Annotated in this window: 18 protein-coding genes; 6 read left to right on the top strand and 12 right to left on the bottom strand. The window is 67.6% G+C overall.

Annotated features, from left to right (window positions below):
* Positions 1–224: 224 nt before the first annotated feature.
* Entirely contained in the window at positions 225–467 is a 243-nt protein-coding gene (locus FCG67_RS09535; RefSeq protein WP_136909266.1) for a CDGSH iron-sulfur domain-containing protein, read from the bottom strand.
* Between the two features lie 84 nt (positions 468–551).
* Between FCG67_RS09535 and FCG67_RS09530 the strand changes: the two genes are divergently transcribed.
* Complete coding sequence (locus FCG67_RS09530; protein ID WP_136909264.1) at positions 552–1,556, top strand: iron-containing redox enzyme family protein; 1,005 nt, start codon at positions 552–554, stop codon at positions 1,554–1,556.
* Positions 1,557–1,593: 37 nt separating this feature from the next.
* Here the strand turns inward: FCG67_RS09530 and FCG67_RS09525 are convergent, their stop codons facing one another.
* Both FCG67_RS09525 and FCG67_RS09520 read right to left on the bottom strand, forming a co-directional pair.
* Positions 1,594–2,262: a HemK2/MTQ2 family protein methyltransferase gene (locus FCG67_RS09525; RefSeq protein WP_246044974.1), complete on the bottom strand. Its 669-nt coding sequence runs from the start codon at positions 2,260–2,262 to the stop codon at positions 1,594–1,596.
* Between the two features lie 180 nt (positions 2,263–2,442).
* On the bottom strand, positions 2,443–3,336 hold the full coding sequence (locus FCG67_RS09520; RefSeq protein WP_211243158.1) for a manganese catalase family protein: 894 nt from the start codon (positions 3,334–3,336) through the stop codon (positions 2,443–2,445).
* A 297-nt stretch (positions 3,337–3,633) separates the two neighbouring features.
* Between FCG67_RS09520 and FCG67_RS09515 the strand changes: the two genes are divergently transcribed.
* Together FCG67_RS09515 and FCG67_RS09505 are read left to right on the top strand one after the other, a co-directional pair.
* Positions 3,634–4,167: a phosphodiesterase gene (locus tag FCG67_RS09515; RefSeq protein WP_246044973.1), complete on the top strand. Its 534-nt coding sequence runs from the start codon at positions 3,634–3,636 to the stop codon at positions 4,165–4,167.
* A gap of 414 nt (positions 4,168–4,581) precedes the next feature.
* Complete coding sequence (locus FCG67_RS09505; protein WP_246044972.1) at positions 4,582–5,232, top strand: YrhK family protein; 651 nt, start codon at positions 4,582–4,584, stop codon at positions 5,230–5,232.
* A gap of 23 nt (positions 5,233–5,255) precedes the next feature.
* Here FCG67_RS09505 and FCG67_RS09500 read toward each other — a convergent pair whose 3' ends face one another.
* Positions 5,256–6,260, bottom strand: coding sequence for an NAD(P)-dependent alcohol dehydrogenase (locus FCG67_RS09500; protein WP_136909256.1), 1,005 nt, complete (start codon positions 6,258–6,260; stop codon positions 5,256–5,258).
* A 74-nt stretch (positions 6,261–6,334) separates the two neighbouring features.
* Positions 6,335–6,823, bottom strand: coding sequence for an ArsI/CadI family heavy metal resistance metalloenzyme (locus tag FCG67_RS09495; RefSeq protein WP_136909254.1), 489 nt, complete (start codon positions 6,821–6,823; stop codon positions 6,335–6,337).
* 90 nt (positions 6,824–6,913) lie between these two features.
* Between FCG67_RS09495 and FCG67_RS09490 the strand changes: the two genes are divergently transcribed.
* The gene (locus FCG67_RS09490; protein ID WP_136909252.1) at positions 6,914–7,270 is read left to right on the top strand and encodes an Rv2640c family ArsR-like transcriptional regulator; all 357 of its coding nucleotides are present in this window, start codon (positions 6,914–6,916) and stop codon (positions 7,268–7,270) included.
* Positions 7,271–7,279: 9 nt separating this feature from the next.
* On the opposite strand, the gene FCG67_RS09485 is transcribed toward FCG67_RS09490, so the two are convergent.
* From FCG67_RS09485 to def, 3 genes are read right to left on the bottom strand one after another with little or no spacing between them, the layout of a single operon-like run.
* Entirely contained in the window at positions 7,280–8,746 is a 1,467-nt protein-coding gene (locus FCG67_RS09485; protein WP_136909250.1) for an RsmB/NOP family class I SAM-dependent RNA methyltransferase, read from the bottom strand.
* Positions 8,743–9,666, bottom strand: a complete 924-nt coding sequence (fmt, locus tag FCG67_RS09480) for a methionyl-tRNA formyltransferase (protein WP_136909248.1) — start codon at positions 9,664–9,666, stop codon at positions 8,743–8,745. Before fmt ends, FCG67_RS09485 begins: the two co-directional genes overlap by 4 nt.
* A 1-nt stretch (position 9,667) precedes the next feature.
* Positions 9,668–10,207: a peptide deformylase gene (def, locus tag FCG67_RS09475; RefSeq protein WP_136909247.1), complete on the bottom strand. Its 540-nt coding sequence runs from the start codon at positions 10,205–10,207 to the stop codon at positions 9,668–9,670.
* 223 nt (positions 10,208–10,430) lie between these two features.
* Between def and FCG67_RS09470 the strand changes: the two genes are divergently transcribed.
* Positions 10,431–10,637, top strand: a complete 207-nt coding sequence (locus tag FCG67_RS09470; protein WP_077043658.1) for a hypothetical protein — start codon at positions 10,431–10,433, stop codon at positions 10,635–10,637.
* Between the two features lie 99 nt (positions 10,638–10,736).
* On the top strand, positions 10,737–11,927 hold the full coding sequence (locus FCG67_RS09465) for a dipeptidase (RefSeq protein WP_136909245.1): 1,191 nt from the start codon (positions 10,737–10,739) through the stop codon (positions 11,925–11,927).
* Between the two features lie 24 nt (positions 11,928–11,951).
* On the opposite strand, the gene FCG67_RS09460 is transcribed toward FCG67_RS09465, so the two are convergent.
* The 4 genes from FCG67_RS09460 to FCG67_RS24915 form a co-directional block, all read right to left on the bottom strand.
* The gene (locus tag FCG67_RS09460) at positions 11,952–12,995 is read right to left on the bottom strand and encodes an esterase/lipase family protein (protein WP_246044971.1); all 1,044 of its coding nucleotides are present in this window, start codon (positions 12,993–12,995) and stop codon (positions 11,952–11,954) included.
* Between the two features lie 88 nt (positions 12,996–13,083).
* The gene (locus FCG67_RS09455; protein WP_136909241.1) at positions 13,084–13,758 is read right to left on the bottom strand and encodes a PadR family transcriptional regulator; all 675 of its coding nucleotides are present in this window, start codon (positions 13,756–13,758) and stop codon (positions 13,084–13,086) included.
* Between the two features lie 101 nt (positions 13,759–13,859).
* Positions 13,860–14,654 carry a class I SAM-dependent methyltransferase gene (locus tag FCG67_RS09450; protein ID WP_136909238.1) on the bottom strand — a complete coding sequence of 265 codons (795 nt, stop codon included), beginning with the start codon at positions 14,652–14,654 and terminating at the stop codon, positions 13,860–13,862.
* Between the two features lie 42 nt (positions 14,655–14,696).
* Positions 14,697–14,927, bottom strand: coding sequence for a DUF2188 domain-containing protein (locus FCG67_RS24915; RefSeq protein ID WP_169310482.1), 231 nt, complete (start codon positions 14,925–14,927; stop codon positions 14,697–14,699).
* Between the last annotated feature and the right edge of the window lie 12 nt (positions 14,928–14,939).

The raw sequence follows: 14,939 nt of genomic DNA, 5'->3' as shown, positions 1-14,939 counted from the left end.
TCACGTCGGCTTCGTCCTGCAACCCACGGCCGGTCAGGGACGGACCGATTCCCACGCGAATCACGTTCGGGGACTTCCAGCAACTCGATGCGGGCCAGGATGCCTGACCCACTCAGCACCACGGATCCACGCACCAAGGCAGAATCGACAAGTCACTTACCTGGCCGAGCCGGACTTCCACATCGGCCTCGGCTCAGGCTCAGCCGCCATTCCGCCCCACCGACCTAGTCTTTTGTGCGGGATCGCACCGGTATCCGGTGCTTATGCGATCCGTCGCAGAACGGTGCCAGACCGCTGCGACCGCATCGACACAACGCGATGGCCTTGCGATGACGGGGAACAGGATTACCGTCGGCATCGAGGAGTTGCACTGGTCCACGAACAAGCAAAGGGCCACCGGGGCAGACAGTGATGGTGACAGCGGGCTCGCCTAGCGGGGCCGCGTCGGGTTCAGGAACGGAGTCCATGTGTCCTCTCTACACCCCATGCCTAGTTCTGTGCATGCGAGCAGCTCACGTACATCTGCCGCAGAGTTACCTCAGTCCCGGTCTATGCCGTTGCCGCCGTCCCGGGGACCGTTGAGCGCGCAGATGCTCGAGGTGCTCTCGGGCCATTCGGCTGTGGCAGATTTCCGGGAGTCAGCTCAACGTGCGGCGGTCCACACCGAGCCAGCCGCGGTGCTGTGCAGCGAGGACATCCAACTGACTCTGACGTTGCTCTACGAGCTTCACCTGCAGGGACTGTCGGGGGTGAACGACAGCTGGGAGTGGGACCTCGACCTCCTCGCGGCCCGGACTGCACTCGAGCACCCCTTCGAGCGCGGACTGCGTGACATGGTGAAGCCGCCGACCTTCGATCGCAACAAGATCGAGGCCACGCTGTGGAAGATGGCAGCTGCCGACACCGGCCCGGGGCTCTCTCGATACATGGCACACAAAGCCACTCTCGAACAGTTCCGGGAACTACTCGCCCATCGATCGCTTTATCAGCTCCGTGAGGCTGACGTCCACACCTTCGGCATTCCCCGCCTGTCGGGGGCGCCCAAGGCGGCGCTGGTCGAGATACAGGACGACGAGTACGGCGGCGGCCGCCCGGAACGCATGCACTCTGCGCTGTTCGCGCAAACATTGCGTGCTGTGGGGATGGACGACAGCTACGCGCAGTATCTGATGGTGGTTCCGGCGGTCACGCTCGCGTCCTTGAACGCATTGTCGCTCTTCGGGCTGCATCGCAGATGTCTCGGTGAGCTGGTGGGACACCTGTGTGCGGTCGAGACGACGTCCTCGGTGCCGAGCAAGCTCTACAGCATTGGGCTCCGGAGGCTCGGGTTCGGGCGAGCGGCGACATTGTTCTTCGACGAGCATGTGGAAGCCGATTCGGTGCACGAGCAGATCGCGGTCCGCGATCTCGCTGGTGGTCTGATTCGCCAGCATCCGGAGAGGGCGGAGGGCGTGCTGTTCGGCGCCGCGGCGTGCCTGGCATTAGATGCCCTGGTCGCCGACCACATGATGAGCTGCTGGGCCGCCGGAGTCAGCTCACTGCGTGACCCGAGCTAACTCGTCGAATGATCATCAGTCACAGCCTCAAGATTGGCTACATTCTCGACGCCTTGATGACAGCGAGTTCCTCGATGCATTGATCTGGGCGGATGACGCCCCGCGCCACCAGCATCGCCCGACGGCCCGAGAGAACAGGGCCGAATGGAAGTTCGGTGCGGCGGACCACCTCAGCACGCAACCCCTGCTCCTCGAGCATTGCGATGGTCTTCTCCACCCCGCTCAGGGCGGACTGGACGATGAACAGGCGGCCGCCGTCGGCAAGTACCTCGGGTCCCTGGACGCAAAGGCGGTCCAATACCGCCCGCCCGTCTCGGCCGGCATCCCAGCCTCGTGCGGCCCCGCCGGTCGGTAGCCGATCGCTGCCCGCCGGCACATACGGCGGATTCGCCACGATCACGTCGAACAGTTCATTCCTGACGGGCTCGATCAAATCGCCGCGGCGCAACCGCAGGGGCCATCGGTGTATCCGGGCGTTGATCCAGGCATTGATGAGCGCGCGTCGTGACACGTCGACCGCGGTTACCTGGACGGCGCCCGCCCGGCATGCGGTCAGGCCCACGGCACCGGTGCCGGCGCAGATATCGAGTACCCGCGTCGTCGGGGTCAGGACTTCTTGAGAGAGCACCTCTGCCAGCAGCCACGTGTCTCGTTGCGGCGGATACACGCCAGGCAAACGAAACGCTCTCATCGATCCGTCGCCCATCGAGACCCCTTCACGGCTCCAACATGTGCAGATGCGAACGTAGCCTCTCCTTCACACAACCTGGGTCCAGAACGGCAAGAGTGCTGCCGACATGCAACTCGAACAGCTCTAGCTGAGAAGGCACTCGTTGCTGACCCTCGAGGATCATCGATCGCCGGCGTCGTTGCCGACACAGCCCAGCTAGAGAATGTCCTGATTCGAGGCGTGCTTGACGGGCTCGGAGTCGAATTCGAAGCCCCAGGAACTGTTCTGTTGGGCGAGTTCGAATCCCTCTGTGCTCGGACCCTCACCATTGCCGGTGTCGCCGGCAATGTAGGCGTGTCCGAGTTTCTCGTCTCCGTCCAGACTCCCGGGCGGAAAGTTGCCTTCGATCGAATCGAGCGCAGCTTCGAAGATCTTCTGGTGCGCAATTTCTCGTGTCATCAGGAAGTTGAGGGTGTCCTTGACCCCGGCATCGTCGGAGCATTTGATCAATCGCTCGTAGGTGACCTTCGCCCGCGCCTCGGCGGCAACGTTGGACCGCAAGTCGGCCGCAGGTTGTCCGAGGGTGTCGACATATGCGGCCGTCCAAGGTGCGCCCATCGAGTCGGTCAGTCGAGGTCCACCACCGCCCAGAAGGTTCAGCCCGCTACCGAGGGAGAGATTGACGTAGTCAGGCATCTTTCCATCCAACAGGTCCCCGAGATAGTTGCCCTCGACCTGGTCGACAAGCTCCGACGGTGAACCTTTCAGGAGCATGACCAAGGACTGCGCCACCATCTCGAGGTGCGAGAGTTCCTCGGTCGCGATGTCGAGCAGCATGCTGCGTCGCTGGTCGTCCGGTTCGTTCCATCCCTGCGTGAAGTACCGCATCGCGGCAGCGAGTTCCCCGTTCGGGCCGCCGAATTGCTCGAGGAGCATTTTCGCGAACGCCGGGTTGGGTTGATCGACTCGGACGTCGTACATCATCCGCTTGTTGTGCAAGAACATGGGGACTTCTCCCGTTGTCGGTGTGCCGATCGAGCAATGTCTCCGTGGGATTACCCAGCCCCCGCCGAAGTAACCACCCGAACATCGGATTGTCTGATGACCCACTCACCGAATCTGGCCCAAAGGTGACCGCAACGAGCGCCGCGCTGATATCCGTGGCGGCCGCAATCTGGAGCGAGCCTGCCTGAGGCAGCGGATCACATCCTCTGGTCCATGCCCGCTTGAATCCCGCGCCGATTGGGTACACGACCCGGCATGAGAGAACTCGATACATTGCTAGGTGCCCCGTTCGCACTCGCCTCGGCGGTACGACGAGCGCGAGTCTTCCACCCGGATGGAGTGCTCGCGCAGGGGCACGCCGAGCTGGGAGGGCACTGGTGGCCGTTTCAAGGCCGGATACCAGTGACCGCCCGACTCTCCCGAGGGGTCGGCATCCCCGATGGCCTGCCGGACGTATTGGGGCTGGCGATCCGATTGCACCGGACCAGCGGCCCATGGGACTTGCTGCTGGCGTCGGCTCAACTGTCCACGCGGGTGGTGCTCTGGCCGGCCCGCGGCTGGGCCAGCGCACGGTATAGCAGCGTCACCGCCTATTGCACCGAAGACGGGCCGCCCACCTGGGTGTTCGCCGTGCCCGACACCGGGCAGCCACGGACGGGCTCGACCGCGGCGCTAGTCGACGGCGACCCGCTGCACTTCACCCTGTCCCTGGCGACCGCCCGCGGCCAGGCGAAGGCGGCGGGCCGGATCTCGCTGGATTCCCCGACCGCGGTCGCCGAGGGCAAGCAGCCCGCGTTCGACCCGGTAATCAACCTCCCGGCCGAACTGCGGATGTGGCCGGAATGGCTTGCCGCCCCACGGCGGGTGGCGTACCAGGCGAGCCGGGGCGGGCGCAGCGCAGCGCTTCCCAACCCCGAATCCGAGCCACACGTTTGAGCGGGCCCCTTAGGTGGCGTGCACGCGGATGATTGGCGATCGCTACCCACACGCCTCGCGTCAGACTCGAGTGGCAACACAACCTGGCCTCAGCCTCGCTCCGCGGTGTTGGCCGCGACGCTCGGCATCCGGTGAGGCGCTTCAGCAGCAACTACGTTGCGGTTTCGGTGGGCGATTCAAGTGCCGTGGGTGATTCCGCGGCCTTACCAACAACAGCATCCGGATAGCCATCGTGCCGCTTGGCTAGTGCCCACACGGGGTGAACGCCACTCTGGCCTGCCGCAGCGACGCGACATCTCAGCTCTACGTCGTTGTCAACGATGACATCGACGACGTCTTCCCAGGTGTGCATGAGTTCAGAATGCGCCCGCCGGAATCCCCGGGCTTGGACGTATGGGAAGTTACGCTCGTACCGTGACGCGCGACAGCATCATCCGCCTCCGTCGCGAGGCGTGGGGATTCGCCATCGGATCGATCTTCTTCGCCGTCGGGGCGGTGCCGCAGTACGCCGAGGCGGTCGGCGCGGTGGCCACCAACCTCACGTTCTTCGTCGGCGCCATCTTCTTCACCCTCGCCGCCCTGGTCCAGCTCGCCCTCAGCGGCAGGCAGCCGCCTCGGCGCGGCACGAACCCCGCGGACCGGGCTGACTGGTGGGCCGCCGCCATCCAGTTCGCAGGCACGCTCTGCTTCAACGTGAGCACGACGGAGGCCCTGCTCACGGTCATGGACGCCGACGCACACCTGTCGGACGGCTGGCGCCCCGACGCTTACGGCTCGGTCTGCTTCCTGGTTTCCAGCGGACTCGCCGTCGCGGCAACACGGGACCGCCACACCCTGTGGGACAGGCGCGCCCGCACGTGGCACGGCACCTGGCTCAACATGGTGGGCTCGATCTTCTTCGGGCTGTCGGCGGTCGGCGCGTACGTGCTTCCCACGACCGGCGACCTCCTCAGCCTGTTCTGGGCGAACCTGGGCACCTTCCTCGGCGCGCTGTGCTTCCTCGCCGCGGCGCTGCTGAGCCGGCGCTCCATCCACGCGGACGGAGCGCCGGCCACGGTGTCCTGACCCGGCCGAATCGTGCGTGCCCGTCAGAGATCGCGGCGAGGTCGCCGGGCGGAACCGGCCGCCGTGTGCGCCACGGTGATCACGACGTTGCCCCTCTTGTGCCCGGTGTCGACATACCGGTGCGCCTCGCCGATCTGCTCGAGGGGATAACTTCGGTCGATGACGATCCGCAACTGATCCGCCTCGATGAGCTTCTTGACGTACTCCAGCGCGTCGTTCTTGCGGATCGACATTCCGGTGATGACCTTCCTGCCGCCCCAGAGCGAGGTCCAGAGCGACAGCAGGTGGTTTTTCAGCCCCGATGTGGGCAGGTAGCACCCATTCTCGGTGAGCGAGCCCTTGCACCGCGCGAACGAGTTCCTACCTATCGCGTCGAATACGACGTCGTATGCCGCAGTGTTTTCGGTGAAATCCTCCTTGGTGTAGTCGATCACCTTGTCGGCGCCAAGCGACTTCACCAATTCCACGTTCTTCGGACCGCACACACCGGTGACCTCAGCGCCAAGGGACTTGCCCAGTTGCACCGCGTAGGTGCCGACGCTGCCAGAGGCGCCGTTGACGAGGACCTTCTGCCCGGCTCGCACCTTCGCTTTGTCCCGGAGGAAGAACAGTGCGGTTGTGGCACCGTCGACTGCGGCGGCGGCCTCTTCATAGGTCGTGGTGACCGGTTTGAGTGCGAGCGAGGCGGTGTCCGGCAGGCACTTGTACTCGGCGTAGGCGCCGATATCGAAGCCGGTGAACCCGAACACTTGGTCACCCGGCTTGAACCGGTGCACGTCCTTTCCGACCGTCTCGATCTCTCCGGCAAGCTCCAGGCCCAGGGTCCGCATCTTCTTTCTCGGCCTTCGCAGCCCGAGGATGACCCGACCCCAGAGCGGCTCGCCCCTGCGCATCTTGCATTCGGCTGTTGTGACCGTCGTCGCGTGGACTTTCACCAGGACTTCGTTGTCCTTGGGCGTCGGTATCCTGACCTGCTCCAGCCCGAGTACTTCAGGTCCGCCGAACCGGGTGTGGATGATCGCCTTCATCGCGGCCTCCCTTGGCGACGACCGAGGTATTCACGCCTCGATAACCATCATGCGGGTTGCGAGCGACGAGAACGTCAGCAGCAGGCGCTCTTGGCCGCGGGCGCGGCTTCGTCCGCCGACGTCGAGGCGCAGCACACTCCGCCCGCGGGCGCGGAGGCCTCGGTGATCTCGAGCGCGGCCGGTCCGGTGCCGAAGGTCTCGCTGTCGGCGAGCACCGTGTACACCTCCCACTTCTCGCCCGCGGGGCCGGTGACCCACACCTTGTCCTGGGTCGCGAAGCAACAGGTGGTGCCGATCTCCTCGTCGGTGAACAGGCCCTCGCCGGTGAGCCGGGCGATCTCCTCGTGCACGACCTCGCTCGATTCCACCTCCACACCAAGGTGATTGATGCTGCCGCCCTTGCCTGGGTTCTGCAGCAGCACCAGCTTCAGCGGCGGCTCGGCGATGGCGAAGTTCGCGTAGCCCTCGCGCAGCTTGGCCGGTTCGGTGTTGAACAGCTTCGAGTAGAACGCGACCGATTCGGTCAGGTCGTCGACGTTGAGGGCGAGCTGTACGCGGGACATGAGAACCTCCAGTGAGATATATATCGAATTGGGTACCGACAACTATGGCACCTTTTTGACATATGTCAACAGGCTGGCATGATGGAGGACATGCCCAAGGCCCTGCCATTGCTGGATGTGTCCGCACCGATCTGCTGCGCCCCGGTGGCCGCGGGCCCGATGTCGGACGAGGCCGCGCTGCACGTGGCGCTGCGTCTCAAGGCGCTAGCCGACCCGACCCGGATCAAGCTGATGTCGATCCTGCTCACCAACCCCGACGGCGAGGCCTGCACCTGCGACCTCGCCGCGGCCATCGAGCTGACCGAGTCCACCGCCAGCCACCACCTCGCCCAGCTGAAGAAGGCGGGCATGGTCGAGTCGACGAGGCGCGGCATGAACGTCTACTACCGCGCCCGCGCCGACTCGCTCGAGGCGCTGCGCCTCGTGCTCGACCCGAACTGCTGCTGACCTACCCGGCTACTCCGGCTTACGCAGCGCCGCCATGAACATCGCGTCGGTACCGTGCCGGTGCGGCCACAGCTGCACGCCAGGACCGTCACCCAGCTCGGGCACCCCCGGCACCAGTTCCCTGGTGTCCAGCGCGACGACGCCGTGCCTACGGACCGCGTCGGCGACCACGCCGACGGTCTCCGACAGGTGCGGGGAACACGTCGAGTACAGGACGACCCCGCCCGGCCGGACCAGCGAGATCGCCGACGCCAGGAGCTCGCGCTGCAGCTTGACCAGCGCAGCAACATCGGTGGGCTGGCGACGCCAGCGCGCCTCGGGGCGACGCCGCAGCGCGCCGAGGCCGGTGCACGGCGCGTCCACCAGCACCCGGTCGAATCCGGGAGCCAGGCCGGGTTCCCGACCGTCCGCGACGTGTACGTCCACCGGCAGGCCCTTGGTCGTCTTGCGGACCAGGTCCGCCCGGTGCTCCGCCGGCTCGACGGCGTCCAGACGCGCGCCCTCGATGTCGGCGAGGGCGCCGAGAAGCGCCGCCTTGCCGCCCGGTCCAGCGCACAGGTCGAGCCAGCGTCCACCATCGGCACCGAGCAGCGGCGCCAGCGCCAGCGCCCTGGCCACGAGCTGACTGCCCTCGTCCTGCACACCCGCGAGGCCCTCGCGGACCGCGTCGAGCTGACCGGGGTCGCCGCCGTCGAGGTGCACCGCGTAAGGCGAGTAGGGGCCGATCTCGCCACCGGTCACCAGGGCGAGCTCCTCCGCCGAGATCTCCCCCGGTCGCGCCACCAGGTGCACCGACGGCCGGGCGTCGTCCGCCGCCAGCACCCGCTCGATCTCGCCCGCGTCCGGGCCGAGCGCATCGGCGAACGCCTGCGCGATCCAGACCGGATGCGCGTACTCGAAAGCCAGGTGTCCCACGGGGTCCGAGCCCGCATCGGGCGCCAGCTCGGACACCCACTGCTCCTCGCTCTTCTCGGCCACCCGACGAAGCACCGCGTTCACGAAACCGGCCTTGCCGCCGCCGAATTCGCTGCGGACCAGATCCACCGAGGTGGCCACCGCCGCGTGCGGGGCGACCCGGGTGCGCAGCAGCTGGTAGGTGCCGAGGCGCAGCACGTCGAGCAGCGGACCGTCGATCTCGTCGATCGGCCGTCCCGCGCCGCTGGCGATGACGGCGTCCAACAGGCCCTGCGCGCGGCAGGCCCCGTAGGCGAGCTCGGTCGCCAGGGCCGCGTCCCGGCCGTCCATCTTCCGGTCGCGAAGCAGACCGGGCAGCACCAGGTTTGCGTAGGCGTCGCGCTCGCGCACCGCGCGCAGCACGTCGCGGGCCGCGACCCGGGGCCGATCGACCCCGCTCGCGGACGTGTCGGGCCTGCCTGCCTGGCGCGGCCGGGTGTTCGGGCCGCCCTTCGCGCCCTGCTTGTCGCCGCCGCGCGACTGATCACGCTTTCCTCGTGCGGGCCTACGGGATTCGGTCACAGTGCACGCACCTCGGGTTCGAGGCGCGCTCCCCGCGCCCAATCGGCGGCCGCCATGGCCTTCTTACCTTGTGGCTGAACCTGACTCAGCCGGACCGCGGTCGTCGCGGTTCCGACATAGCAGCCGTCCTTACGGACCAGGAATTGTCCCGGTTCCAGGGTCTCGTCGGTGACCTGCACCGGGCCGACCTTGAGCCGCAGCTCCCCCACCTGCGTCCACGCACCGGGCGCGGGGGTGACCGACCGGACCAGCCGATCGACCGCCTGCGCCGGCTGATCCCAACGGATCCGGGCCGATTCGACGGTCACCTTCGGCGCATGCGACACGCCCTCTGTCGGCTGGGGCACCGGCGTCGTCGCGCCGTCCTCGATACCGTCGAGCACGGACTCGAGCAGCACCGCGCCGCCCTCCGCGAGCCGGCCGAGCAGCTCGCCCGCGGTGTCGGTGTCGCGGATGCGCTCGGTCATCACCCCGAACACCGGTCCGGTGTCGAGTCCCTCTTCCAACAGGAAGGCGCTCGCGCCGGTCATGTCGTCGCCCGCGGCGATCGCCGCCTGCACGGGCGCAGCGCCACGCCACGCGGGCAGCAGGGAGAAGTGCAGGTTCACCCAGCCGTACCGCGGCACGTCGAGTACAGGTCGCGGCAGCAGCGCACCGTAGGCGACCACCGGGCAGCAGTCCGGCTCGAGGGCGCGCAGCCGATCCAGGAACTCCGGGTCGGACGCTCGCGCCGGGGTGAGCACCTCGATGCCGTGCTCGTCGGCGAGCTGCCCGATCGGCGACCTGGTGACCTTCCTGCCCCGACCGGCGACCGCGTCCGGCCTGGTCACGACCGCGACCACCTCGTGCCGGGAGGACTTCAGCAGCCGCGCCAGTGACGGCACGGCGGGCTCGGGGGTACCGGCGAAGACGATCCGCATGTCAGTGCACCGTCCTGCCGAACGGACCGGCCTGCGCCGGCTCCGGGGTACCGAACCACTGCGACTGACGGATCGTGCGCATGGCGTCCTTCCTGGCCTCCGGCTCCAGCCGGTCCAGGAACAGGACCCCGTCGAGATGATCGGTTTCGTGCTGGAAACACCTGGCCAGGATCCCGGTGCCGTCGATCGTGATCGGCTCGCCGTACTTCGAGAACCCCGTGGCGACGGCGTTCATCGCCCTGGTGCACTCGGCGCGCACGCCCGGAATCGACAGGCATCCCTCGACCCCGGTCTGGATCTCGTCGCCGATCACGCGAATGGTCGGGTTGATCAGGTGTCCCGCGGCGCCCCCGCAGTTGTAGGCGAACACCCGCAGGCTCACGCCGATCTGCGGTGCGGCGATACCGGCCCCGCCCTCGTCGTACATGGTGTCCTCGAGGTCCGCGACGAGCTTGTGCAGTTCCCGATCGAAGTCGACCACCTCGTCAGCGCGGGTTCGCAGAACGGGATCGCCGAACAGGCGAACGGGCTGAATACTCACGAATCTGCTCCCACGGTTCTCGTCATGTCGGGTTCGACGTCACGAACAGTCTAGGGAAGCCTTCGGGTCCTCCATGACACCCGCGCGCTCCACCACCACGAGAAACACTCCGGCCGCGGTGATGTACACCGCGTCGGAAGGGGTATTGACTGGGCCCTGGCGCAATCCGAGTGCCGAACTTCGGTGCGCCGACCGTGAAGTTCCAACTCAGATGGAGGTCACAGTGGCGGGAATCGCGAACAAGTTCGACAAGGAATGGGAATCCAAGTCCATCGAGGATTTGGCCAAGGCTCCGGTCGCCGCCCTTCAGGGGGTCAGCGAATCCGACGCCGAGCATCTCAAGGCGGCTTTCAACATCACCACTGTTGCCGACCTCGGCACCAACAAGTTCTTCCTGTGGGCGCAGGCGGTCGCCAAGCTGGCCGAATAGCACCGAGGATGCCGCCGCCCCTCGGTCGGGGCGGCGGCATCCGTTCGGGTTCCCACAACACTCGATCAAAACTGGTTCGCGCACCTTAGGATTCGCGGCATGTCGTCCCCGAAGCGCAAGTGGCCCCGTCGCGTCCTGCTCGGTTCCCTGGTCCTGATCGTCGTGGCACTCGTCGGTTTCTTCACCATCGCGCCAGGCGCCATCGAGCGAAGCATGAACAAGGTCGTGCCGGCCGATCTGCCGGAGGTGACCGCGCAGACGCAGAGCCTCCACGACAGTCTGCAGATCGCGGACATGCACTCGGACACCCTGATGTGGGATCGCAACCTCCTCAAGCGTTCCGGGCGCGGCCACATGGACCTACCTCGCCTCCAGGACGGCAACGTGGCGTTGCAGGTGTTCTCGTCCGTCTCGAAGTCGCCGAAGGGCCAGAACTACGACGCCAACTCGGACGAGACCGACAACATCGAGCTCCTCACGATCGCCCAGCTGCAGCCGCCGCGGACCTGGGGCTCGCTTCTCCAGCGGTCGCTCTATCACGCGGAGAAGCTCGAGAACGCGGCAGCGGACTCGGACGGTCAGCTCCGGTTCGTGAAGACGCGAGAGGATCTCGCGACGCTGCTCACGGACCGCGCGGCGGGACAGAACGTGACCGGCGCCCTGTTCTCGGTCGAGGGTCTGCAGAACCTCGAGGGCAAGGCCGAGAACCTCGGCGCGCTCTACGACGCAGGCATGCGGATGGCGGGGTTCACCCACTTCTTCGACAACGAGGCGTCCGGCTCGATGCACGGTGAGGCCAAGGGCGGCCTGACCGATCTCGGACGGACGGTGTTCGCGGAGATGGAGCGGCGGGGCATCATCGTCGACATCGCCCACGCCAGCCACCCGGCCATCAAGGAGATGCTCGAGCGTGCGACGCGGCCCGTCGTCGCGAGCCACGGCGGCGTGCAGGCCACCTGCGACGTCAACCGCAACCTCACCGATGACGAGATCCGCGGGGTGGCGGCCACCGGAGGCGTGGTCGGTATCGGCTACTGGGACGCGGCCGTGTGCGAGCTGACTCCGGCCGCGGTGGTCGACGCGATCGAGCACGTGATCGAGGTCGGCGGCCTCGCGACGGCGGCGCTGGGCAGTGACTACGACGGAGCGACCACGGTCGCCTGGGACACCAGCGAGATCGCGGTGATCACCCAGGAGCTGCGCGACCGCGGCCGCAGCGACGACGAGATCCGGGCGATCATGGGCGGCAACACGCTGCGTGTGATGGGCGAGGTGCTGCCAGCCGGCTGAGGCGCCGCGTCCCGAGTGACCGGGTCAGCTGCCGTCGCTGCTGCCGCCCCCGAAGTTGCTCTCGTACATCATCTCGGGGATCCCGGTCCCCAGCGCGACCGGTGCGCAGACCGGTTCCTGGGCACCGGGATCGAGCGCACGGAGCACGAGGCCGATGGTGAACGGGTCGTAGACCATGTTCATGTGTCCGGTCCGGTCTTCCGGGCACAGCGCCTGGACGCTGACGTTCGTCGCGCCCTGGCCGCGCAGGGCGACATTCGACGCGGGCTGGATCATCTCGTCGTACTGGGTTCCGATGGTGGTGTAACTCACGCCGGGGACGGTGTCGGCGGGCTCGTTGAGCGCGTCCAGGAATGGTGAGCCCTGGATCTGTTGGCCGACGGCCTGTCCGAGCACGGCCTCGATGGCCTCGGCCCCGCCGGGGACTCCGTCGACGACCGGCGCCAGCCCGTAGAAGATCCCGCCGTACGACGGCGACGCCACCCCGACCCACCGCTCGACCACCGCGGCCCCGCCGAGCCGGTTGACGAAGTATCTCGTCACCGTCGCGCCCTGGGAGAAGCCGACCAGGTCGACCTTCTCGGCGCCGGTCGCCGCGCGCACCCGCTGCACGAAGTCGGCGGTCTGTTGCCCGCTGATCCGCATGTCCTCGGTCCCGAACGAGTCCCCGCCGGGCCTGCCCCCGTAATTGAGGGCGAAGACGCAGTAACCCGCCGCCTTGAGCGCGGGCGAGATCGCGGACCAGTCGGAGTAGGCGTTGGCGTCGGTGCCATGCGCGAGGATCACCGGACGGGGATGCGCGGCGGAGGGCTTGCAGGAGAAGTCGTTCGATCCGGGCGGGGTCGTGCCGGGATGTTCTCGGGCGAAGGCTGCCGCATCGACATGGGTCGCCTGCACCGGCCCGGGATTCTCGGGGACCTCGGAGATCGACCCGGCGCCCTGGGTCGTGCTGGATTGGGCGTCAGCGGACGAGAGCGGGAGGACGGCGGCGGCGCACGTCAGCGAGACGATCGCGACGACCCTGCGACCCACTCCCACCCCAGACGCCCTCGTATCGATCCGGTTCACGATCCACATCATGCGCGCGGTGGCCGAGGTCCCGGGACCACCAGGCGGTCACGATTTCAGTACGGTCCGGTTGGGGTTCGGTCACCGATCACTCGTCGGACTCGGACTCGGTCTCGTCCGAACCCGGTGGGTTGGACGTCGGGTTCGGATCGTCGGCGAGAATCCGATACAGCGCCCGGCGGGACTCGGTGAGCACCTCGCCCGCCTTGCGGATCTGTTCCGGGGTCCCGACCGCGGCGACCTGGCCTGCCGCACCCATCAGCTGTCCGATCAGTCCGCGCAGGTCCTGCGCCTCCTGGCCGACCCCGGCGCTGACCTCGTCCCACGGGTTCCCCAGGTCTGCTTTGTTCTCCTCCACATACGCGACGCCCGATTCGGTCAGGCGCGCGGTCTTGCGGCCGGCCACCTTTTCGATCAACACCAGGCCCTCGTCCTCAAGCTGTGCGAGCGCCGGGTAGATCGAGCCGGGGCTGGGCCGCCAGACGCCGTTGCTCCGCTCGACGATCCGCTGGATCAGTTCGTAGCCGTGCATCGGCCCCTCGGCGAGGAGCAGCAGCACCGCAGCGCGCACGTCGCCGCGCCGCCCGCGTCCACCGCGCCCACGCCCACGGCCGAGCCGCTGGCCGCCGGGACCGTGGCCGGGTCCGAAGGCCATGCCCGGACCGAATCCTGGGCCGAACCCGTCGCGACGACGATCGCGCCCCTCGCGTCCGGGCCTGCGCCTGCCGCGCCCATGCTCATGCTCTCGTTGAATGTGTTCCATGTCAGCCTCCTACGACTGTTCGTATCAATTACGTGTTCGACGATATATCGACATACTGTCGATAGCAAGGTGCCGACCGTCACACTCGGATCGGCCGTGGCTCACGGCATGCAACCCTGGACCGTCCACGCCCGCGCTCGCAGGGGGACGGCCCCGGAGGCGTTCCGCGGGGTCGTGGCGCGAAGCCTCTCCCGCAGCGCAGCCCGATGGTCCTCGGGCAGGCTCGTGCAGTACCCGGGGGCGGGCCCCTGACCGCCGAGGAAGGGACGCCAGAAGTCCTCGAAGCCAGCGAACACGGTGTCCACCTCGACCTGCCCCGCCCGGACCCGGGTCAATCCCGCCGAACCGAACAGCTCGCGCAGTGGCTCGGGGCGGCACAGGGGAAACCGGGCTCCTTCGTCGACCGCGGCGGCGGCCGGGTCCAACTCGATGGCGGCGTCCCAGAACAGCCGGATCATGTCCATACCGTCCGCGTAGTCCCACACGTAGGAGGCGACCAACCCGGCAGGCCGGGTGACCCGGATCATCTCGGCAAGGGCCGCCCGCGGATCGGGTACGAAGTTGAGCACCAGCGCGGAGACGACCCGATCGAACTCGCCGTCGGCGGCAGGGATCGCGGCAGCGGAGCCGAGCCGGAACTCCGCACGCCCATCCGAACGAAGCGCGGCGGCGGCCAGGAATTGAGCCGAGGGGTCGACCCCGAGGACCCGCGTTGGCCGCTCCGTGGCCAGGATCGTCTGCGTCAGCGAACCCGTCCCGCACCCGACGTCACACCACACGGCCCCGGGCAGCGGCGGCAGACCGCGAAGGAACTCGACGGCGGCCAGGCGGCTCCACCGGCCCATGTAGCGCTGATAGTCCTCGCCGCTCGCCCACTGCTCCGGCCGAGCTCCCATGGCACTCCTCGCGACCGAACTCGAGAGGGTGAAACGCCCGCGCTAACAGTTGAATTCGCGGTACGCGAATCCATCTCGCCCGTGCAGTACCACCTTCGCCGGGTGATGCGCGTGCGCCAGTTCACGGGCGGCGGCGATCGCCTCCCGCTCGGTGCCGTAGTAGTTGTGCTCGCGCGAACCGTACTGGTGCACCTCCCAGCAGTGCGCCGCGTCGCCCTCATGGGGCAAGACGTCGTAGGTCCTGCGCGTTGTCGATGGCGTTGCCCGCTTCATGCCGAGCCTCCT

The sequence above is a fragment of the Rhodococcus oryzae genome, assembly GCF_005049235.1.
Taxonomy (GTDB): Bacteria; Actinomycetota; Actinomycetes; order Mycobacteriales; family Mycobacteriaceae; genus Rhodococcus_G; species Rhodococcus_G oryzae.
Note: the sequence above shows the minus strand (reverse complement) of the source record. Positions and strands in the feature narration are given on the sequence as shown.